Origin of the sequence: Micromonospora sp. NPDC126480 (assembly GCF_040302465.1) — a bacterium.
Lineage (GTDB): Bacteria > Actinomycetota > Actinomycetes > Mycobacteriales > Micromonosporaceae > Micromonospora.
This window is the reverse complement of sequence record NZ_JBEORU010000018.1, coordinates 26,571-45,917: the sequence shown is the minus strand read 5'-3', so window position 1 is coordinate 45,917 and position 19,347 is coordinate 26,571. Positions and strand designations below refer to the sequence as shown.

21 protein-coding genes and 1 pseudogene are annotated in these 19,347 nt (G+C 71.7%); 15 read left to right on the top strand and 7 right to left on the bottom strand.

The annotated features are described in order from the left end of the window. Nucleotides 1-20: 20 nt before the first annotated feature. The 6 genes from phoU (at nt 21) to ABTW87_RS18060 (ending at nt 5,429) form a co-directional block, all read left to right on the top strand. Nucleotides 21-665, top strand: coding sequence for a phosphate signaling complex protein PhoU (gene phoU, locus ABTW87_RS18085; protein WP_350651967.1), 645 nt, complete (start codon nt 21-23; stop codon nt 663-665). A 195-nt stretch (nt 666-860) separates the two neighbouring features. After that, on the top strand, nt 861-1,823 hold the full coding sequence (locus ABTW87_RS18080; protein ID WP_350651966.1) for a PstS family phosphate ABC transporter substrate-binding protein: 963 nt from the start codon (nt 861-863) through the stop codon (nt 1,821-1,823). A 1-nt stretch (nt 1,824) separates the two neighbouring features. Then, on the top strand, nt 1,825-2,772 hold the full coding sequence (pstC, locus tag ABTW87_RS18075; RefSeq protein ID WP_350651965.1) for a phosphate ABC transporter permease subunit PstC: 948 nt from the start codon (nt 1,825-1,827) through the stop codon (nt 2,770-2,772). Beyond that, nucleotides 2,769-3,689, top strand: a complete 921-nt coding sequence (gene pstA / locus ABTW87_RS18070; RefSeq protein ID WP_350651964.1) for a phosphate ABC transporter permease PstA — start codon at nt 2,769-2,771, stop codon at nt 3,687-3,689. Before pstC ends, pstA begins: the two co-directional genes overlap by 4 nt. A gap of 8 nt (nt 3,690-3,697) precedes the next feature. Then, a complete protein-coding gene (gene pstB / locus ABTW87_RS18065) occupies nt 3,698-4,618 on the top strand; it encodes a phosphate ABC transporter ATP-binding protein PstB (protein WP_350652040.1) in 921 nt (306 codons plus the stop codon). A 58-nt stretch (nt 4,619-4,676) separates the two neighbouring features. Next, nucleotides 4,677-5,429: a winged helix-turn-helix transcriptional regulator gene (locus ABTW87_RS18060; RefSeq protein ID WP_350651963.1), complete on the top strand. Its 753-nt coding sequence runs from the start codon at nt 4,677-4,679 to the stop codon at nt 5,427-5,429. Here ABTW87_RS18060 and mshD read toward each other — a convergent pair. The 3 genes from mshD to ABTW87_RS18045 form a co-directional block, all read right to left on the bottom strand. Further along, nucleotides 5,410-6,333, bottom strand: a complete 924-nt coding sequence (gene mshD / locus ABTW87_RS18055; RefSeq protein ID WP_350651962.1) for a mycothiol synthase — start codon at nt 6,331-6,333, stop codon at nt 5,410-5,412. The two genes, ABTW87_RS18060 and mshD, sit on opposite strands and share 20 nt — an antisense overlap. Nucleotides 6,334-6,357: 24 nt before the next feature. Beyond that, nucleotides 6,358-7,224: a polysaccharide deacetylase family protein gene (locus tag ABTW87_RS18050; RefSeq protein WP_350651961.1), complete on the bottom strand. Its 867-nt coding sequence runs from the start codon at nt 7,222-7,224 to the stop codon at nt 6,358-6,360. A gap of 127 nt (nt 7,225-7,351) precedes the next feature. Beyond that, on the bottom strand, nt 7,352-8,071 hold the full coding sequence (locus ABTW87_RS18045) for a winged helix-turn-helix transcriptional regulator (RefSeq protein ID WP_350652039.1): 720 nt from the start codon (nt 8,069-8,071) through the stop codon (nt 7,352-7,354). A 242-nt stretch (nt 8,072-8,313) separates the two neighbouring features. On the opposite strand from ABTW87_RS18045, the gene ABTW87_RS18040 reads away from it, so the two are divergent. The 5 genes from ABTW87_RS18040 (at nt 8,314) to ABTW87_RS18020 (ending at nt 11,693) form a co-directional block, all read left to right on the top strand. After that, on the top strand, nt 8,314-9,309 hold the full coding sequence (locus tag ABTW87_RS18040) for a hypothetical protein (RefSeq protein WP_350651960.1): 996 nt from the start codon (nt 8,314-8,316) through the stop codon (nt 9,307-9,309). Between the two features lie 70 nt (nt 9,310-9,379). Further along, the gene (locus ABTW87_RS18035) at nt 9,380-10,165 is read left to right on the top strand and encodes an LmeA family phospholipid-binding protein (RefSeq protein WP_350651959.1); all 786 of its coding nucleotides are present in this window, start codon (nt 9,380-9,382) and stop codon (nt 10,163-10,165) included. 64 nt (nt 10,166-10,229) lie between these two features. Next, the gene (locus ABTW87_RS18030) at nt 10,230-10,307 is read left to right on the top strand and encodes an Ms5788A family Cys-rich leader peptide (RefSeq protein WP_311202345.1); all 78 of its coding nucleotides are present in this window, start codon (nt 10,230-10,232) and stop codon (nt 10,305-10,307) included. A gap of 212 nt (nt 10,308-10,519) precedes the next feature. Beyond that, nucleotides 10,520-11,368: a sulfurtransferase gene (locus ABTW87_RS18025; protein WP_350651958.1), complete on the top strand. Its 849-nt coding sequence runs from the start codon at nt 10,520-10,522 to the stop codon at nt 11,366-11,368. A 1-nt stretch (nt 11,369) separates the two neighbouring features. Then, nucleotides 11,370-11,693: a DUF1416 domain-containing protein gene (locus ABTW87_RS18020; protein ID WP_350651957.1), complete on the top strand. Its 324-nt coding sequence runs from the start codon at nt 11,370-11,372 to the stop codon at nt 11,691-11,693. A gap of 63 nt (nt 11,694-11,756) precedes the next feature. Here ABTW87_RS18020 and ABTW87_RS18015 read toward each other — a convergent pair whose 3' ends face one another. Next, on the bottom strand, nt 11,757-12,014 hold the full coding sequence (locus tag ABTW87_RS18015; protein WP_350651956.1) for a hypothetical protein: 258 nt from the start codon (nt 12,012-12,014) through the stop codon (nt 11,757-11,759). Further along, the gene (locus ABTW87_RS18010; protein WP_502891603.1) at nt 12,011-12,325 is read right to left on the bottom strand and encodes a DivIVA domain-containing protein; all 315 of its coding nucleotides are present in this window, start codon (nt 12,323-12,325) and stop codon (nt 12,011-12,013) included. Before ABTW87_RS18010 ends, ABTW87_RS18015 begins: the two co-directional genes overlap by 4 nt. A gap of 196 nt (nt 12,326-12,521) precedes the next feature. On the opposite strand from ABTW87_RS18010, the gene ABTW87_RS18005 reads away from it, so the two are divergent. Continuing rightward, the gene (locus ABTW87_RS18005; RefSeq protein ID WP_350651954.1) at nt 12,522-12,761 is read left to right on the top strand and encodes a winged helix-turn-helix domain-containing protein; all 240 of its coding nucleotides are present in this window, start codon (nt 12,522-12,524) and stop codon (nt 12,759-12,761) included. A 3-nt stretch (nt 12,762-12,764) separates the two neighbouring features. Here ABTW87_RS18005 and ABTW87_RS18000 read toward each other — a convergent pair whose 3' ends face one another. After that, nucleotides 12,765-13,409 carry a class I SAM-dependent methyltransferase gene (locus ABTW87_RS18000; RefSeq protein WP_350651953.1) on the bottom strand — a complete coding sequence of 215 codons (645 nt, stop codon included), beginning with the start codon at nt 13,407-13,409 and terminating at the stop codon, nt 12,765-12,767. A 210-nt stretch (nt 13,410-13,619) separates the two neighbouring features. On the opposite strand from ABTW87_RS18000, the gene ABTW87_RS17995 reads away from it, so the two are divergent. Continuing rightward, on the top strand, nt 13,620-13,919 hold the full coding sequence (locus ABTW87_RS17995) for a type II toxin-antitoxin system Phd/YefM family antitoxin (protein ID WP_350651952.1): 300 nt from the start codon (nt 13,620-13,622) through the stop codon (nt 13,917-13,919). After that, a pseudogene (locus ABTW87_RS30235) lies at nt 13,916-14,080 on the top strand (type II toxin-antitoxin system RelE family toxin); the annotation flags it as partial. The gene ABTW87_RS17995 and the pseudogene ABTW87_RS30235, both read left to right, overlap by 4 nt. A gap of 179 nt (nt 14,081-14,259) precedes the next feature. On the opposite strand, the gene ABTW87_RS17990 reads toward ABTW87_RS30235, so the two are convergent. Further along, nucleotides 14,260-18,630, bottom strand: coding sequence for a S8 family serine peptidase (locus ABTW87_RS17990; RefSeq protein WP_350651951.1), 4,371 nt, complete (start codon nt 18,628-18,630; stop codon nt 14,260-14,262). 258 nt (nt 18,631-18,888) lie between these two features. On the opposite strand from ABTW87_RS17990, the gene ABTW87_RS17985 reads away from it, so the two are divergent. Further along, nucleotides 18,889-19,344 (top strand): winged helix-turn-helix domain-containing protein, encoded by a 456-nt coding sequence (locus tag ABTW87_RS17985; RefSeq protein ID WP_350652038.1) that lies wholly within the window; start codon nt 18,889-18,891, stop codon nt 19,342-19,344. Nucleotides 19,345-19,347: the final 3 nt, after the last annotated feature.

The window sequence follows — 19,347 nt, the reverse complement described above, 5'->3', positions numbered from 1 at the left end:
CAGCCGGGGGAGGGCACGCCATGAGCCGGAGCAGCTACGACGAGCAGCTCGACCGGCTGACTGGTGCCCTGGCGACGATGAGCCGGGAAGCGGTGACGGCGATCCGCGGCGCGGGAAGGGCCCTCCTCGACGTCGACCGGGACGCGGCCGAGGCGGTCATCCGTGACGACGTGACTCTCGACGAGCTGCGCCGGGACGTCGAAGCGACCATCCCGGAACTGCTGGTGCGGCAGCAACCCGTCGCCTCGGACCTGCGGCTGGTGCTGTGTGCGATCCGGATCTCCGGCGATCTCGAGCGGATGGGCGATCTGGCGGTGCACATCGCCAAGATCGTGCTGATGCGGCACCCGGTCACCGTCGTCCCCCCGCCGGCCACGGCGGTGCTGACCGGGATGGCCGAGGCGGCGGCGCGGATCGCGGAGAAGGTCAGTGTCGTGCTGGCCACCCGGGACCCATTGGACGCCATGCAGCTCGGCCTGGACGACGACGAGGTCGACACCGCCCAGGCGCGGCTGCTGTCCCAGCTCGTCTCCGGTTGGCCGTACGGGGTGGAGAACGCCATCGACCTCGCCCTCGTCAGCCGGTACTACGAGCGCTACGCCGACCACGCCGTCAACGTCGCGCGACAGGTTGTCTACCTGGTCACGGGCACGATCCGGCTCTGATTGGCCCTTCGGTAACGGACATCGGGGTCGCTGCCACCCCCAAGCATCACAATTCCGGGTTCCACGGCCACGCGCCGAGCTGCGGAGTTCATTTGTCGTTCACTCAGCGCCGGTCGACCGGCTACCTCGGCCTCCTAGCTTGACTTTCCGTACGGCCCGGTCGGGCTGACGCACCCCTATAGAGAGGCTTACCTGGTGAACCGCAACGTGCTTTCGCGGCGCGTCCTCGCCGGCGTCGCGCTCGCCGCGCTCGCGCTTGCCGGCTGTAGCAACAACGCCGAGAACAACGACGCCACCGGCGGCGAGAAGCTCTCGGGTGAGGTCAAGGTCGACGGTTCCAGCACCGTCGCTCCGCTGAGCGAGGCCGCCGCCACCTTCTATGGTGAGAGCCAGAGCGGTGTGAACGTCTCCGTCGGCACCTCGGGGACCGGTGGTGGCTTCGAGAAGTTCTGCAAGGGTGAGACCGACATCTCCGACGCCTCCCGTCCGATCAAGGACTCCGAGAAGCAGGCGTGCGAGGCGGCCGGCATCAAGTACAAGGAGCTCATCGTTGCCAACGACGCCCTCACGGTGGTCGTCAGCAAGGACAACAACTGGGCCGACTGCCTCACCGTCGACCAGCTGAAGAAGATCTGGGAGCCGAACTCCAAGGTCACCAACTGGAACCAGGTCGACCCGAAGTTCCCGAGCGAGCCTCTGAAGCTCTTCGGCCCGGGCACCGACTCCGGCACGTTCGACTACTTCACCGACGAGATCAACGGTGAGGAGGGTGCCAGCCGCACCGACTACACCGCGTCGGAGAACGACAACGTGGTCGTGCAGGGTGTCGCCGGCACCAAGGGCGGCCTGGGCTACTTCGGGTTCACCTACTTCGAGGAGAACGCCGACAAGCTCAAGGCGCTCAAGGTCGACGGTGGCGCCGGCTGCGTCGAGCCGAGCCTGAAGACCGCGCAGGAGAACAGCTACAAGCCGCTGTCCCGGCCGCTGTTCATCTACGTCAGCGACGCAGCGGTGAAGAAGCCGCAGGTCGCGGACTTCGTGAACTTCTACATCGAGCGGATCGACGACATCGTCAAGGAGGCGAAGTACGTCCCGCTGACCGAGCAGCAGAAGGGCACCCTCAAGTCCGAGTTCGACGCCCTGAAGACCGCGGTCTGACGTGACCACCAGCACCTCGAACGCCGGTTCCGCCGCAGGCAGCGCCCTGCGGCGGGGCCGGCGCCGCCCCGTTGACAGCATCGTCAAGGTCCTGCTCGTCGCCGCGGCGCTGGTCTCGGTCGTGACCACCGTCGGCATCGTCATCGCCCTGGTGCAGCCGACGATTGAGTTCTTCCAGCAGGTCAGCATCGTCGAGTTCGTCACCGGCACCAGTTGGACGCCGACCTTCGCGCAGAAGGCGTACGGCGTGCTCCCGCTGGTCGGGGCGACGCTCGTGGTGACCGCCATCGCCCTGGCCATCGCCGTGCCGCTCGGTCTGGGCTCCGCGATCTACCTGTCCGAGTACGCCAACCCGCGTACCCGCAAGGTGCTCAAGCCGATCATCGAGCTGCTCGCCGGCGTGCCGACCGTCGTGTACGGCTTCGTCGCGCTCTTCGCGCTCAATCCGCTGCTGCAGAAGTGGTGGCCTACCGACAACGGGCCGGCCTTCCAGAACCTGCTCATCGCGGGCATCGCGATGGGCATCATGATCGTGCCGACCATCGCCAGCATCTCCGAGGATTCGATGGCCGCCGTGCCACGGAGCCTGCGCGAGGGCGCGTACGCGCTGGCCTCGACCAGGATGCAGGTGTCGACCCGGGTGGTGGTGCCGGCGGCGATCTCCGGCATCGTGGCGGCGATCGTGCTGGGCATCTCCCGCGCGGTCGGCGAGACGATGATCGTCACGATCGCCGGTGGCCTGACCTCCGACCGGATCGTCCTCAACCCCTTGGAGGGGGCCGCGACGATGACGGCGTTCATCGCCAACATCTCCTCCGGCGACATCCCGGTCGGCTCCCTCGACTACGACTCGGTCTTCGCCGTCGGCGCGCTGCTGTTCCTCATCACGTTCGCGCTCAACGCGGTGTCGATCCGCATGGTCCGTCGCTTCAGGGAGGTCTACGAGTGAGCGCCCCGACCCTCACCACCGACACCCGGCCGGATCCCTCCGCGCCGGGCAGTGCGCTGACCCAGCGCCGCAGCCGGCCTGGGGAGGTCGCGTTCCGGTTGGCCATGCAGGCGTGCCTGGTGATCGCCTTCGGTGTGCTGGCGGCCCTGCTCGCCTGGGTGCTCGTCAAGGGCTGGAACCGCCTGGACTCCCGCCTGTGGACGGAGATGCCCACCGGCCTGGTCAGCCGACTGGACGGTGCCGGCGTGCAGTCCGCACTGGTGGGCACGCTCTGGATCATCTCGCTGGTCGCGGTGATCTGCCTGCCGATCGGCATCCTGTCCGCCATCTACCTTGAGGAGTACGCGGACAACACCCGCTGGTACAACCGCCTGCTGGAGCTGAACATCCAGAACCTCGCGGGCGTGCCGTCGATCATCTTCGGCATCCTCGGTCTGGGCATCATCGCCCGGACCCTCGGCCTCGGTTTCACCATCATCACCGCCGCGATCGTGCTCTCGCTGCTGGTGCTGCCCGTGGTCATCATCGCCTCCCGCGAGGCGATCCGCGCGGTGCCGCAGTCGATCCGGCAGGCGTCGTACGCCCTCGGCGCGTCCAAGTGGCAGACCGTGTACCGGCAGGTGCTGCCGTCGGCGGTCCCGGGCATCGCCACCGGGTCGATCCTGGCCCTGTCCCGGGCGATCGGTGAGGCCGCCCCGCTGATCGTTCTCGGCGCGGTCACCTTCATCACCTTCAATCCGGATGGGTTGGACAGCCGCTACACCGCGCTGCCGATCCAGATCTACACGTTCATCACCCGCTCCCAGGCGGAGTACACCGAACTCGCGGCCGGGGCGATCGTCCTGCTGCTCGCGATCGTGCTCGCGATGAACTCGATCGCCATCTTCGTCCGCAACCGGTTCGAGAAGCGCTGGTGAGCACGTCGATGACCTACCAGCCGCTCCACCGTCGCTCCCCGCACGATTCAGAGGTGACCACCGTGAACCACCCCGACACCACCACCCGTCCCGGGGTCAACATCGCCGGGACGGGCGCTCAACGGACCGGGATGCGGCAGCCCGACGTGGCGGCCCCGGTCATGGAGCTGTCCGGCGTCAGCGTCTACTACGGCGAGTACGAGGCCGTGCGTGGCACGTCGATGCCGATCCAGGAGAAGCAGATCACGGCGATGATCGGGCCCTCCGGCTGCGGAAAGTCGACAATCCTGCGGTCACTCAACCGGATGAACGACCTCATCCCTGGCGCCCGGGTCGCCGGCTCGGTCACCTACCACGGCCAGGACCTGTACGCCAAGGACGTCGACCCGATCGAGGTCCGCCGCCGCATCGGCATGGTCTTCCAGAAGCCCAACCCGTTCCCGAAGTCGATCTACGACAACGTGGCCTACGGCCCGCGGGTCACCGGCATGAAGGTCGCCAACATGGATGACCTGGTGGAGAAGGCGCTGCGAGACGCTGCGCTCTGGGACGAGGTCAAGGACAAGCTCAAGACCAGCGGCCTGGCCCTCTCCGGTGGTCAGCAGCAGCGGCTGTGCATCGCCCGGACGATCGCCGTCCGCCCCGAGATCATCCTCATGGACGAGCCCTGCTCGGCGCTCGACCCGATCGCCACGGCGAAGATCGAGGATCTGATGTTCGAGCTGTCGGACAACTACACGATCGTCATCGTCACGCACAACATGCAGCAGGCCGCCCGGGTCAGCCACTACACCGCGTTCTTCACCGCGGAGGTGGACGAGAGGCAGGAGCGCCACGGTCGCCTGGTCGAGTTCAGCCAGACGGGCAAGCTGTTCACGAACCCGGCGGACAAGCGCACCGAGGACTACATCACGGGCCGCTTCGGATGATCGACGGGCCCCCGGCCACGGCGGTCGAGGGTTTGAAGTTGAACCGGAGCCGGTGCCGATGAACAACCTCGTCGGGATCACCAAGGGCGACATCCGATCCGACGGGCGCTTCGTGCTGCTCGTCGTGGACGACGACGAGACGGTGGGAGCCGAACTGGTCGGACATCTGGCGACACATCGCGTCCACGGCCATCACTTCCCGCACGCCGCGGAGGCGTTGTTGGCTGCCGGTGCTCTTCAGCCTGACGCCGCAGTCGTGGCCGCCGGGCTGACAACGATGACCAGCACCGAGCTGGTCCGCCTGCTGGCCGGGCGGGCCGGCATCCCGACCGTCGTCGGGGTCGGGGACGAGGACGGGGCGGTGGTGGTCGCGGCGCTCAAGGCTGGTGCGACGGCCTGCGTGCGGCGTCCATACCGGGCCGACGAGGTGATGCCGATTCTGCGCGCGATCAGGCCGGAGACCGCCGGTAGCCTCGATCCACCGATCGAACTCGGCGGCCTCCGAGCGGATCCGGCCACCTACGAGGTCACCCTGCACGGGCGGCCACTGGCCCTGCCGCTGAAGGAGTTCAAGCTCCTCTACTTCTTCATGACCCACGCCGACCGGACCGTCACGCGGGAGCAGTTGCTGTCCGCAGCGTGGGGCGGCTCGACCGGTGACACCTCGAACACGCTGACGGTGCACGTCAAGCGCCTGCGTAAAAGGCTCATGACCGACGCCCGGCATCCGTTGATCGTGACCGTCCGAGGGCTGGGCTACCGCTTCGTGCCGGGGGCGGTGGCGGCGCCGGTCAGTCCAACCGGTAGTTGACGTGCGCGGACCAGCGGGCGAAGCCGAGCCGCTCGTACAGGGCCACCGCCGCGACGTTCGACTCGTCGACGTAGAGCATCACCCGGTCCAGCCGCCGCCGGTCCCGCAGGTACGCCAGGCCGGCGGCGGTCAGCGCCTTGCCGAGCCCGCCGCCGTGCGCGCCGGGGTCGACGCCGAGCACGTACACCTCGCCGATGCGGCCGGAGCCGGGGCGCTCGTGGACCTTGGTCCAGTGGAAGCCGATCAGCCGCCCCGCCGAATCGACGGCGAGCAGGAAACCGGCCGGGTCGAACCACGGCTCGTCGAGGCGTACTCGCAGGTCGGCGGCGGTCCACCGGCCCTGCTCGGGGTGGTCGGCGAACGCCCGGGCGTTGAGCGCCAGCCAGGCGTCGTCGTCCGCGCCGGGCCGGTAGGCGCGCAGTGTCACCCCGTCGGGCAGGCGTGGCTCGGGGATCGGGGCGGTGAGCGGGCGGCGTAGCTGCCACAGCACCCGGGCCCGGCGGAAGCCCAGGTCCACCGCGAGGGCGGCGGCCGACGGGTGGTCGCCGTGTGCCCAGGCGCGCAGCGGACCGGTCGCGGTCGCCAGCACCCCGCGCGCCAGGGCACGTCCGGTCCCCCGCCGGCGGTGGGCGGGGTGGACCACCAGCTCCACCCCGATTCCGCCGGCCGGGTCGGTGGTGTCCAGGTGCGCGTACCCGGTCAGGGTGCCGTCCTCGGCGCGGGCCGTGAGGTGCGCGGCCGGCGCGTCCGGGTCGCGGAGCCGCAGCAGGGTGTGCTCGTCGAACGGGTCGGCGCCGTCGGCGTCACCGGCGGCCCGGGCGAGGGCCAGCACGTCGGTGATCTCCGCGGGGCCGAGTCGGTCGGCCCGGAGCACCCGGTCGCTGGTGGGTTCGGCGCTGCTCATCGGCTCACCGTAGCCCGCCGCCCGTCACGTCGTGCCGGGCGGCAGCGCCTCCACATGGAACCGGCTGGTGAGGTCCGGCAGGATCCGGTACAGCGCGTCCACCGTGCCCTGCCGGTCACCGCCGGCGTCGTGCAGCAGCACGACCGCGCCGGGTTCCACGCCGGTGAGCACCGTCGACGCGATCCGGCCGGCGCCGGGCGCGCGCCAGTCCGCCGGGTCGACCGTCCAGTGCAGCGGCGTCATGCCGAGCTCCCGGGACACCGCAACCACCGCGTACGTCCATGCCCCGCCCGGCTGCCGGTAGTAGGCGATCGGCGCGTCCGGCACGGCCGCCCGGATCGCCTCGCTGGTCCGGAGGAGGTCGGCCTGGATGCGCTCCCGGGACCGGGAGCCGAGGGCCACGTCGTGGTTCCAGGAGTGGTTGCACAGGGTGTGGCCGTCGGCCACGATCGCCCGGATCAGGTCGGGGTGGGCGCTCGCCATCTCGCCGACCACGCAGAAGGTGGCCGTGACGTGGAACTCCCGCAGGATCGCGAGGACCTGCGGGGTGTACCGGGGGTCGGGCCCGTCGTCGAAGGTCAGGGCCACCGTGGAGGTTCCGGTGGTGCTGCGGGCACCGTAGGTGGCGATGCCGTTCACGACGGTCGGCTCGGGGCTGGGCTCCGGGTCGGGGCTCTGCCCGGTCCCGGCCGGGCCGCGCCCGTCCGGCCCGTCCGTGCTGCGGGCGCGCTCCTGGTCGGCGTAGTGCGGGCCGGTGGCGGCGGTGGTGACCCCGGCGGGCGGCCGGTCCGGCACCAGGCTGCGGCCGATCGCGTACGCGGAGCCGAGCAGCGCGATGAGCACAAGCGTCACGGTGCCGAGGGACCGGGCGGCCGGCGACAGCCGCTTCATCCCGCCCACCCGTGCCGAACAGTCGCCCCCGTGGTCATTGCACGCACCGTCGCCCCCTCCGCCCCGTTGCCGGCAATCAGAATAGAGCCGGCCACCTGGGCAAAAAGGGCGAATAGGTGAGGACAGATCAGACGGTGACCGGTGCCGGCTCCGTATCCGGAAGCGACCGCGACGGCGGTACGACGAACTTGTAGCCGACCTGGCGGACGGTGCCGATCATTGACTCGTACTCCGAGCCGAGCTTCGCCCGCAGCCGCCGGACGTGGACGTCCACCGTGCGGGTGCCGCCGAAGTAGTCGTACCCCCAGACCTCGCGCAGCAGCTGGTCCCGGGTGAACACCCGGCCCGGGTGCTGCGCCAGGAACTTGAGCAGCTCGAACTCCTTGTACGTCAGGTCCAGCGGCCGGCCCTTGAGCTTGGCGGCGTACGTGTCGGGGTCGATCGTCAGCTCGCCGGCCCGGATCGAGCCGCCGGTGCCCGCGATCGCGTTGCTCAGCCGGCCGACGGCCAGGCGCAGCCGGGCCTCGACCTCGGCCGGGCCCGCCGAGGCGAGGATGACGTCGTCGACGCCCCAGTCGGCGTTCAGCGCGATCAGGCCGGCCTCGGTGACGACCGCGACCAGCGGCACGCCGAGCCCGGTGGCGTGCAGCATGCGGCAGGTCGCCCGGGCCTCGCTCAGCTCGGAGCGGGCGTCGACAAGCACCGCGTCCGGGCTGGGGCCCGCGACCAGGGTGCGCACGTCGCGTGGCGCGGTGCGGACCGAGTGCGGTAGCAGGTCGAGTGCCGGCAGCACGGCCGACGGTTCACCTGCGCGCGCCGTGACCAGCAGCAGGATCTCCACGATCACCTCCGTCCCGGCGGCGTGGTGGCCGCGCGACCAGCGGCGCACTCCTCGCGGGTGGCGCTGGGAAACTGCGTGGGTCCCGGCGTCGCTGACGGGCGGGTAACGGCTTGAGCGTAACCGATCGCCCCGGCTGAGCCTTCCAGTCGTTTCCTGTTTGCCCGTTGTGCCCTTGATCGCGGCGCAGGTTTTAACGTCGCCGAAACCGTGCCCTCCATGCCGGCCGCCGGGTCTGGCACGATCGGTGGGTGTTTCCCTCCAGCACGCCTGAGACCGGCCCGTCGACCACGCCGCGACCCGGTGACGACGAGGAGCGGCCGGAACGCGGCGGCCCCCGCCGGGCCCGGCGCGACGGTGAGCCGGGGCGCCGCCCGGTGCTCGACCCGGGCGACGAGAAGGACGAGGTCGCGACCCCGCCCGTCGAGGTGCGGCGCTCGCTGTCGTTGAGCGTCGCCGGCTTCGCCGCGCTGCTCGGGACGGGTCTCGTGCTGGCGGCGCAGACAAGCGGCCCGGGCCACCGGTTGCCGTTCGCGGCGGTGGTCCTCGGAGTCCAACTGCTCGCCGTGCTGGCCTGGACGATGGCCGCCCGGCCGCCGGCACTGGCGGTGGTGGCCGGGGTCAGCGCCGTCGCCGCGGTCGCCGCCGACACCGTCGCGGTGCGGAGCGGCGAGGCCCGGCTGATGCCACTCCTGCAGGTGTTGCTGGCCGGCCTGGTGGCCGCCGTCCTCGGCCAGTTGGTCCGCCGGGTGGACCGGGTACGGGTCACCGACTCGCTGCGCGGAACCGCGTTGATCGTGGCCGGCGTGGTCGCGTTCGGCACGCTCATCGTGCTCAGCCGGATCCCGGGCGGCACCCAGGCCAGCACGGTCTGCCTCGCCGCGGCCGGCGTCGCGCTCACCGTCGCGCGGTTCACCGACGGGTTCGCCGCCTGGCCCCGGCTGGCCCCGCAGGTGCCCCGTGGCGCGGCCGGCGTGGTCGGCGGCGCGATGGTCGGCACCCTGGTCAGCGCGGTCCTCGGCAGTTACCTGGTCGCCCCGTTCACACCGACCCGCGCCGCGATCATGGGCCTGGTCGCGGCCGTCGCCGCCGTCCTGGCGGACCTCGCCGTCGGGTACGCGGAGGCGGGCCGCCTGATGGCCGGTGAGCAGCCCACGATGTGGGTGGCCCGGCACATGCAGGGGCCGCTCGCCGGCTTCGCCCTGGCCGCGCCGGCCGCGTACGCCATGTGCAAGTTGGTGCTCTGATTGAGATCTCGCCCGTTCGGGTAGGACGGCTGTGCCGCGACGCGGCACCGGCTGGACGACAGGAGGCGCCGTGACGCAGGAGTACGCGTACCAGGATCGGCCCCGGCGGCGGGGACGTCGGGCTCTCGTCGTCCTCGTCGTCCTGCTCCTGGTCCTGGCCGGGCTCCTGGCGGTGGCGGACCGGGTCGCGGCCGGGATGGCCGAGCGGACGATCGCCGACCAGGTGCGGCAGGAGATCGCCAAGCAGGACGCCCAGTCCTCCCCGCCGGAGGTCGAGGTGGCCGGCTTCCCGTTCCTCACCCAGGTGCTCGACGGCCGGTACGAGCGCATCTCGATCGGGCTGCGCGAGGTGCGGGGACCGGTGCAGGGTGACGTCGTGGCACTGCCCACCCTCGACATCGACGCCCGCAACGTGACCGCCTCGCTGGACACCCTCCGCTCCGGGCAGGGCGAGGTGGTCGCCGAGACCGTCGACGGCACCGGCATCATCAGCTACGACAGCCTCGCCGCCCTGCTGGACCGCGAAGGGCTGCAACTCGGTGAGCGGGACGGCCGGCTCGCGGTGACCGCTCCGGTCGACATCCTGGGGCAGCGGCTGACCGTCACCGGCGCCGCCGACATCGAGGTCAACGAGCAGGGCGAGGTGGGGCTGCGGTTCAACGACCTGACCGCCGAGGGGCTGCCCAACGTGCCGCTCGCCCGCACCCTGCTCAACAACTACGCGCAGAGCATCTCGATCGACGTGCCCCTGCCGGAGCTGCCGTTCCAGCTCACCGTCCGGGAGGTCCGGCCGTTGCCGGAGGGGCTCCAGGTCGCCGCCGAGGCGGCCGACGTGCCGATCAACGCGGTGAGCTGAGCCACGTCCCGGATGCTGGTCGGCGCGGTCACACCAGGCGGGATCGCTGGTAGGCTCCCTGGCCATGGGGACGCTCCTCACCAAACGGCGCGCGGTCGACCTGTGCCGCGTGGCCACCTGCCTGTGTCGCCCCGTCATCTGACGGCGGGGCTGTCCTCGGCCGCCTGAGCGGCCTTCCGGCACTTGGGTCTGCGTACCCTTCCGGTGCTCCCACCGCAACGCCCGGCAGCGGCGCCGTCGCACGAACCCGTGAATCCGTTTCAAGAAGCCATGGGTCCCGCGCGCGGAGCGCCACCGACACTTATCGTTGCCCGCGCGCTGGCTCACCATCCATCCTCACCAGGGAGTGATCTGATGAGTCGCGACACCGCACTCGTCTCGGCCGACTGGGCCGAGAAGAACCTCGACGCCCCGGGCGTCGTCTTCGTCGAGGTCGACGAGGACACCTCGGCCTACGACGCGGGCCACCTGCCCGGCGCGATCAAGCTCGACTGGAAGACCGACCTGCAGGACCCGGTCCGCCGGGACTTCGTCAACAAGACGCAGTTCGAGGCGCTGCTCTCCGAGCGGGGCATCGCCAACGACGACGTCGTCGTCCTCTACGGCGGCAACAACAACTGGTTCGCCGCGTACGCGTACTGGTACTTCAAGCTCTACGGGCACGGTGACGTCAAGCTGCTCGACGGCGGCCGCAAGAAGTGGGAGCTGGACGCCCGCCCGCTGGTCAAGGACGCGGTGTCCCGCCCGGCGACGCAGTACGTGGCGCAGGAGCCGGACAACACCATCCGGGCCTTCCGCGACGAGGTCGTCGCCGCCATCGGCACGAAGAACCTGGTCGACGTGCGCAGCCCCGACGAGTACGCGGGCCGGCTGCTCGCCCCCGCCCACCTCCCGCAGGAGCAGGCACAGCGCGCGGGCCACGTGCCCACCGCGCTCAGCGTGCCGTGGTCCAAGGCGGCAAACGAGGACGGCACGTTCAAGTCCGACGACGAGCTGCGCAGGATCTACGCCGAGGCCGGGCTGGACGACGGCAAGGAGACCATCGCGTACTGCCGCATCGGCGAGCGCTCCTCGCACACCTGGTTCGTGCTCCAGGAGCTGCTCGGCCACCGCAACGTGAAGAACTACGACGGTTCCTGGACCGAGTACGGCTCGCTGGTCGGTGTGCCCGTGGCGCTCGGCGACGAGCCGGGGGAGGCCTGAGATGACCGCTCCCACCGCCGCCGGCTGCGCCGCCCCCGACCAGGCCGCCCCGCTGCCCGCCAGCCTCGACCTGGAGAAGGAGACCGTCATCACCGGTGTCGTCAGCTCCGCCGAGGGCGAGCCGGTGCCGGGCGCGTACGTCCGGCTGCTCGACTCCACTGGTGAGTTCACCGCCGAGGTGGTCACCTCCCCGGCCGGGCAGTTCCGCTTCTTCGCGGCCCCCGGCTCGTGGACGCTGCGGGCGCTCTCCCGCCACGGCAACGGCGACACCGCCGTGACCGCCGCCAGGGGCATCAACGAGGTGGCCGTCACGGTCGCCAACTGACCCACGCTCTGACCGGCTCGCGGCCCGCCACCCCGTTTCCGGGGCGGCGGGCCGCAGCCGTCGTCAGGAGCAGCCGCCGTCGTGGCCGGGCGCCAGCAGGCAGCGCCGGCCGGCGGCCATCAAGCGATCGCAGAAGACCTCATGGTGTACGTCGGGTGCGCCGTCCACGGACACCGTCGTCTCCCCGGTCACCAGTTCGGGCACGAAGTCGAGGGAACGGGCGAACGCGCGGGCGAGATTGTGGGCCGCAATCGGGCCGGCCGCCCGGATGGTCAGGTGGACGACGAAGCGCGGGCGGTCCTCGACGTGCGGGGCGGTCACGCCCGCACACCCGGCGTGAACCGGGACTGCCAGTCGCGCAACGCCCGCTTGATGCGGATGTTCTCGTCGCGGGTGCGTCCCAGCTCGGCGTGCAGGGCGGCCAGGTCGTCGGCGACCCGGCGGAGGAACAGCTCCACCTCGGTCGCGTCGACACCGCGCCGCACCCGCGCGAACTGCCGCTCCCGCACCTGTCCCGGGCTCAACGGCCGGTACGCCGCCGACCGGTAGTGCCCGCCCGCGTTGCCGGTTCCGACCGGCACCGGAGCCCTGTTTCGGCGAAAGCGTCGGAACGGGTTGCGCACGTCGACCACCTCTCCCGAGCGACCGGTGGGCCGGGGTGAGCCTGTCGTGCCCACCCCGACCGGGGGATCGAGCCCTACTCGTTGCCACGCGAGGAGCGCTCGCCGCTCAACTTATATGAGGAAGGCAAGGTATGCAAGGAAGGGATGGAGCTTGTCGCCCTTGTCTTCCTCGTGATCGAATCGGAGGTGCCACGCGAGGAGTGACATGCCAGCGACACCGGACTACATCCGGATCTCCGACGAGATCATCGCCGACGTCAGGTCGGGCAGGTACAAGGCGGGGGACAAACTGCCCTCGATTGCTCAGCTCTGCGAGCTGTACCGCGTCAGCCCGTCCACGATCCAGCTCGTCAACGTGCGGCTGGAGGCGTTGGGGGTGATCGACCGACGGCAGGGCAAGGGCATCTTCGTGACCGATCCGAAGACGTGGCTCCGTAAGCCGTAAGGCTCACTCGGCAGCCGAGGGCGGGCGGCGCAGCGTCAGCGACTGGAACCGGTAGCCGCGGCCGGTGTCGACGGGGTGGAAGTCGACGACGCTGAACCGCGCGTCGACGGCGAAGCCGAGCAACTGCTCGTCGGTGCGCCACGAGAAGAAGCGCGGTGGCACGTGCTCATCGCCGTCGATCGGGCCTTCAACGCTCTCGTTCCCGCCGTACACGCCGACGAAGAACAGCCCGCCGGGGCGCAGGACCGCCCGGACCGCCGCCAGGACCGCGGGCAGGTCGCGGTTGGGCACGTGCAACAGGCAGTTCATCGCGAACACCGCGTCGAACGATCCGGGCGGGAAGTCCAGGTGCAGGAAGTCCCTGACGTGGGCCTCGATGCCCTTGGCCCGGCAGTGCTCGACCATCGCCGCCGACAGGTCGGCCGCGACGACGGCGAAGCCCTCCGCCTGGAAGTAGGCGCTGTCCTGCCCGGTTCCGGCGCCGATCTCCAGGAGCCGCGCGCCGGGTGCCAGCCGCTGCCGGAACGCCTGCCGCTCCGCCAGCTTCCACGGCTCCTTGCGCTGCCCGTCACGCCAGCCCGCGCGGGCGTCGTACGCCGCCCGCAACGGACCGAGCACCTCGTCGTACCGAACACCCATACCGACCATTGTCGACGGGCGCCGGCGACCGCGCCGCCCCGCGCCGCCTCCTCAAGATCCGCACAACTTCGGGGAAGATGCTGCCTCGATCACGCGCGAGGCAGCATCTTCCCCGAAGTTGCGGCGGACGAGTGCGGCGATGATCGAAACCCATCTGAGGTTGGCGGCCCTGCTTCTCATCGCGAAGATCAAAGGGTACCGCATGGTACAGTTCGACCCATGGCAAGGATCACGCTGCGAGAGTTCCGCGATGGCGCGGGCCGGGTGCTGGACGGGGTTGAGCGCACCGGGGAGCCTGTCATCATCACCAAGTACGAACGGCCTGTAGCCGTACTGGTCGGCATCGACGAGTGGGAGGAGATCGAAGCGTTCCGGGACCGCAGGGACGCTGCGGTGATCGCTCGTTCCCGTGCCGAAGGTCAGTTCGTGCCGCTGTCGGCGGCCCTGGAGGCGCTCGGGGTCGATCCTCGTGAGGTGGAGGCGCTGCTGGCCGACAGGGCCGGCGGTGAGGCGGCGTGAAGGTTCAGATCGACCGGGACGTGCTGGTCTGGCTGCACAAGCAGCCACGCAACGTCTTCCTGACCGTCCTGAGCGCGATCCTCGGCCTGGTCTCCGATCCTGCGCCGGGCACCGCAAGGACGTCTACTCGTAAGCCGCCCGGGCCCGGCGGCCTTATCCGGCCGCATCGGGCTCAAGGTCAAGGGCCACCACTCCCCGGGTGGGTAGGACGCCGCGGTTGTGCGATTGAACCGAGAGAGGTGGCCCCCCGTAGCTCGGCGCTCATCGGTGGTGATCCCGATGATGACCGGCGGGCATAGTGGTGGCCGGCGGTCCCGGAGGGCCGCCGGCCACCACTACCTCAGATGCCCGTTGCCCTGGTGCAGGCTGTCACCGGGTCCAGGCTGAAGTCGAGGGTGCCGACGAAGCCCGCCTCGACCCGGGTGCGCTGCACCTCGGGGATCCAGCCGTCCTTGGCGACGATCACGTCGTAGCGGCCCTTGGGCAGCCACCACGCGTACCGGCCCTGACCGTCGGCGGTGAGCGTGTAGCCGGCGCTGCCGCCGACCAGGTTCACCCGCACCGTCGCCGGTACGCCGACCGTCACCCCGCCGCAGGTCACCCCGGTGACCGTGCCCTGGAGCTTGCCCCAGCTCGCCGGCGGCGACACGTTCATCTCCACCTTGACCGGCGGGACCGGGTACGGCACGTCGGCCGCGAAGGCCAGCTCACCCGCGTACCGTCCGGGCTGCGCCACGCCGGCGGCGGCCGTCGCCGCGAGCGTGACGGTCACCCGGCGGGACTCGCCCGGCGCCAGCGTGAAGCTGGCGGGCGAGGTGGTCAGCCAGGGCAGGTCCGCCTCCTCCGCGCACTGTTCCAGGCCGCCGAGCCGCTCGCTCTGCACGGAGCCGACGAACGAGGTGGGCGAGCCGCCGATCCGGTACGCCCCGCACGCGGCGGCGCCCCGGTACCGGGAGAACTCGGTGTTCGGCAGGTTCTGCCAGCTACCGGTCGTCGGGTCGTACCCGACCGTCCGGTTGGTCACCGCGGTCGACCCGCCGGTGATTCCGCCGGCCAGCACGAGCATCCCGCCGGCCGACGCGTACTGCGAGCCCCACAGGTCCAGAGGCAGGTCCGCGATCCGGGTCCAGGTGTCCGCCGCCGGGTCGTACCGGTAGGCGTCGGTGTAGTCGCTGCCGCCGGTGCCGCCGGCGCAGTACACCTGGGCCCCGATGCCACCGCAGCTCAGCCAGGCGACCGGGTGCGGGTAGGGCGCGCCGGTGGTGAAGCTTCCGGTGTCCGGGTCGAACACCACGAGCCGGTCGGTCTCCGCGCAGGCCCCGTCGGTGCAGCCGCCCACGAGGTAGACCTTGCCCCCGGCGACCGCCGTTCCGGCTGCCGCGACCGGCGTCGGGTTGGTCGCCCCGGGGACGGTGCTCCAGGTGCCGGTGGCCGGGTCGAACGCGTCCACCGTGGCGACGGTGTCCTCGTCGGCGCCCCAGCCGCCGATCACGTAGATCTTGCCGTCCATCGCGGCCACGCCCGGCTTCGAGCGGGCGCCCGGCAGGTCCGGCAGCCCGGTCCACGCGTCGGTGTCCGGGTCGTAGACCCAGGCCTTCCGCTCGGCGGCGGTGCCGCTGCCGCCACCGATCGAGTACACCTTGCCGTCCAGCCAGGCGGCGGAGTTGTCGAAGACCGCCGTGGGCAGGTCGGCGATCCGGGTCCAGGCGTCGTCCGCCGAGGTACCGACCTCCGGCGTGCCACCGCCGTACGCGGTGCCGGTGCGCGCCTTGCTGATGCCCTTGAGCGTGACCTCGCGCAGCGGCGCGCCCTTCCGGTTCAGCAGTTCGAACCGGCCGGCCCGCTCCAGCACCTCGACGGTCGCCGGCGCGGTGCCGGTGTTCTTCACCGTCACCCTCGTGCTGCGGGTGCTGCCGTACGGCTGGTGGGACTCCACCTGGGTGGGCGTCACGGTGAGGCGCCCGGCGGCCAGCGCGAAGTCCGCCCGCCGCACGTCGTCGGCGACGACCGTGACGTCCCGGGTGACCGGCGGGTACGGCGTCCGGGCCGCGGTGAACGGGTGGGTCCCGGTGAGGCCGGAGAAGAGCCAGTAGAAGCCGTCCGGCTCGTTGGGGTCGTCCGGCGTGGCGGCCGAGACGCCCTTGTCGGCGGGCTGGTCCACGCTGGTCACGGTGACGCCGTTGAGCGGCGTGCCGGTGTTGCGGTCGGTGGTCGTGCCGACCACCAGACCACCGGGCACCGGGGTGCAGTCCCGGTTGACCAGGGCGACGTCGTCGACCTGCCACCACCAGGCGAACGTGCCCTTGAAGCGGAACCGGATCCGGACGTCCGCGGCGCCGGCCGCCGCGGTCAGCGGTACCTCCTCGACCCGCGGGCCGCGCCGGCTGGCGGTCTGGTGCCAGACGTTTGTCCAGTTCGCGCCGCCGTCGGTGGAGACGTCGATGTCGGCGGTGTCGGTCACCCCGACGGCCCGCCAGTCACTGCGGAATCGCAGCACCGGCGCGGGCGCCCCGGACAGGTCCACCGCCGGGGTCACCAGGTCGGTGTCCTGGGTGTTGCCGGAGCCCAGCGCGTCACTGTCGATGATCGCGAAGCCGCCGGTGCCGCCGGTCAGGTTGCCCCGGTTGCCGGGGTCGTCGAACGCCCAGCCGCCCTTGTCGGTCCGGTTGACCACGGACCAGCCGTCCGGCGTGGACGTGCCGTCGAAGCTCTGCGACAGCAGCGGGGCTCCGAAGCTGCCGGTGTAACCGGCGGCGGTGCAGGCCGGCTCGACCGGGACCGCCACGTCGACCGTGGTGGCGTCGGCGCCGACCGGAACCTCCCGGGTGACCGTGCGGTAGCCGGGGTAGCGGGCGGTGACGGTGATCCGGTACGTGGCGTCCCCGGCCACGGTGACCGACCAGCGCCCGGTCACCGGGTCGGTGAAGACCGGGCCGCCCGGCCGGCCGGCGACGTCGACGCGGGCGTAGAGCGGCCAGCCGTGCCCGGACCCGTCGGTGACCCGGCCGCCCAGCGTGACCGTCGGGCTGGCGACCAGCGCGAAGTCCCGGGTGACCGCCGCGCCCTCGGCGACGGTGACGGTGGCCGACTGGCTCGCGAAGCCGTACGCGGTGACCGTCACCGTGGTCTCGCCGGCCGGGACGGTCAACGCGTACCGGCCGTCGGGGCCGGTGGTGACGGTGCGGGTGCCGTCGCCGACGGTCGCCCCGGCGACCGGGTCGCCGTCGGCGGCCGCGGTCACCGTGCCGGTGACCCGTCCGACCGCGCCGCGCGGGGCGGTGCGCACCGCCTCGTACGCGTCGAGGCGTCCCTCGCCGAAGACGTTGTTGTCGGCGGCGGTCCCGCCGCAGGCGGTGGCGTCGACGTCGCGCGCGGTCAGGTCCAGCAGCGCCTCGGTGGCGGCCAGGTCCCCGCGCAGGCTGGGCGCGGCCGACCAGACCAGTGCCACCGTGCCGGCGACGTGCGGTGCGGCCATCGAGGTGCCGTTGAACGCGGCGTAGCCGCCGCCGGGCACGCTGGACCGGACCGCCACACCGGGGGCGGCGATGTTCGGCTTGAGCGGGTCGGTGCCGGAGCCGCGACCGGAGAAGTTGGCGATGGTGCCGTTCGACGCGTACGCCCCGACCGCGTACGAGGTCTCGTAGTCGCCGGGGGAGCCGGCGCTGCCGCAGGCCGGGCCGTCGTTGCCGGCGGAGAAGACCGGGAAGATGCCGGCGGCCCGCCAGGCGGCGACGGTCTGCTGGTACCAGGGGTCGTCCCCGTCACCGCCCCACGAGTTGTTGACGATGTCCGGACGCAGGTCGGGCCGGGGGTTCTGTCCGTTCAGGTCGGTCGGGGCCAGGATCCACTGGCCGGCGGCGAGCAGCGACGCGTCGGAGCAGGTGTTCGTCTCGCAGCCCTTCGCGGCCATCCAGCGGGCGCCCGGGGCGACACCGATCTGGTTGCCGGCCCCGTCGTCGCCGACCATCGTGCCCATCACGTGGGTGCCGTGGTCGTTGTTGTCGCAGGGCGCCGGGCTGGGGCAGACGCCCGCCGGGTCGTACCAGTTGTAGGCGTGGTCGAAGCTGCCGCCGAGGTTGCCCCGGTAGGAGCTGACCAGCGCGGGGTGGTCGTACTGCACGCCGCTGTCGATGTTGGCCACCACGACGCCCTCGCCGCGGTCGCCGAACTCGTCCCACACCCGCGGTGCGCCGATGTCGGTGAGGCCCCACTCGACCGCGTTGGTGCCGGCCCGGCCGGCCGGGGCCGGCGTCGGCCGGACCAGCGGGTAGCTGCGGGTGGGCTCGATGCGGGCGACCTCGGGCCGGCGCGCGATCTCGTCGATCAGGGCCCGGTCGCCGCGGACGCGGAGGGCGTTGGCGATCCAGTACGACGTGTGTTCCGCCTTCCGCGCGTCCAGCAGCTTCCGGAGGTCACGCTGGGTGCGTTCGGCGGTGCCGGTCAGCAGCTGGTGCACGGCCCGAGCCCGGCCGTCGGCGTCCCGCAGCTTCGCGGTGTCGGCCAGCGGTGCGGTCTCCCGCAGGTACACCAGGAACGTCGTGCTGCCGGTGGCGGTGAGCCCGTCGAGCAGGCCCGGCGCGACGGTCGCCCGGGCCGGTGTGCCGGCGGGCGACGCGGCGAGCGCGGGCTGGGCGGTCAGCCCCAGCACGAGCGCGCCGAGCGCGACGGCGACCCGCCAGAGGCGGGGCCGCGCGGATGGTCGTACGAACACTGTTCCCTCCCCACGTTCCGCGGATCCGGTCGGTTCCGGCCCCGCGAAAGCCATGCTCGTGGGATTACAGACCACGATCAATGAAATGTTTCGGTCAGTACCTGGTCAGTGACGGGGCGCGATTCTGACCGATACGCTGACCCACGGGCGCCCGTCGATGTCGTCGACGGGTGGGGGCTTTTCACGTCAGCGCGGACGGCCCGGGGAGGCAGCGTGTCCGGTGGGGGAGTTCCGATCTTCGTCTGTGTCAGTCCCGACGTGGCGGTGCGCGAGCACGTGCTGCGCCGGCTCGACGGGGTGGGCCCGGTGGTGAGCTGCGCCGACCTCGCCGAGCTGCGGGCGATGCTCTTTCCGGAGCCGTCCGCCGACCTGCCACCGGCCACCACACCGGCGTCGGTGGAGCCGCCGGTGCGCTGCGGTGAGCTCGTCGTCGACCGGCCCGGTCACCTGGTGACCTGGCGTGGCCGACCGCTGGCGCTGACCCGCACCGAACGGGAGCTGCTGGCCCGGCTGGTGAGCCCGCCGGTCCGGGTGTGGAGCTACGAGCGGCTCTTCGCCTCGGTCTGGGGCGGCGCCTATCTGGGCGACACGGCGATCCTGCACTCGGCCATGAAGCGGCTCCGGCACAAGCTGCGCCTGCTGTCCGGCGGCCCCCGGGTGCAGACGGTGCGCGGGGTCGGCTACCGACTCGTCTGCACCCCGGAGAGCGGGTGAGGA

What these genes read in the sequence shown, in the direction of transcription:
- phoU (WP_350651967.1), top strand. Translation starts at nt 21, where the DNA reads ATGAGCCGGAGCAGCTACGACGAGCAGCTCGACCGGCTGACTGGTGCC.
- pstB (WP_350652040.1), top strand. Translation starts at nt 3,698, where the DNA reads ATGACCTACCAGCCGCTCCACCGTCGCTCCCCGCACGATTCAGAGGTG.
- ABTW87_RS18060 (WP_350651963.1), top strand. Translation starts at nt 4,677, where the DNA reads ATGAACAACCTCGTCGGGATCACCAAGGGCGACATCCGATCCGACGGG.
- mshD (WP_350651962.1), bottom strand. Translation starts at nt 6,333, where the DNA reads ATGAGCAGCGCCGAACCCACCAGCGACCGGGTGCTCCGGGCCGACCGA.
- ABTW87_RS18050 (WP_350651961.1), bottom strand. Translation starts at nt 7,224, where the DNA reads ATGAAGCGGCTGTCGCCGGCCGCCCGGTCCCTCGGCACCGTGACGCTT.
- ABTW87_RS18030 (WP_311202345.1), top strand. Translation starts at nt 10,230, where the DNA reads ATGGGGACGCTCCTCACCAAACGGCGCGCGGTCGACCTGTGCCGCGTG.
- ABTW87_RS18025 (WP_350651958.1), top strand. Translation starts at nt 10,520, where the DNA reads ATGAGTCGCGACACCGCACTCGTCTCGGCCGACTGGGCCGAGAAGAAC.
- ABTW87_RS18020 (WP_350651957.1), top strand. Translation starts at nt 11,370, where the DNA reads ATGACCGCTCCCACCGCCGCCGGCTGCGCCGCCCCCGACCAGGCCGCC.
- ABTW87_RS18005 (WP_350651954.1), top strand. Translation starts at nt 12,522, where the DNA reads ATGCCAGCGACACCGGACTACATCCGGATCTCCGACGAGATCATCGCC.
- ABTW87_RS18000 (WP_350651953.1), bottom strand. Translation starts at nt 13,409, where the DNA reads ATGGTCGGTATGGGTGTTCGGTACGACGAGGTGCTCGGTCCGTTGCGG.
- ABTW87_RS17995 (WP_350651952.1), top strand. Translation starts at nt 13,620, where the DNA reads ATGGCAAGGATCACGCTGCGAGAGTTCCGCGATGGCGCGGGCCGGGTG.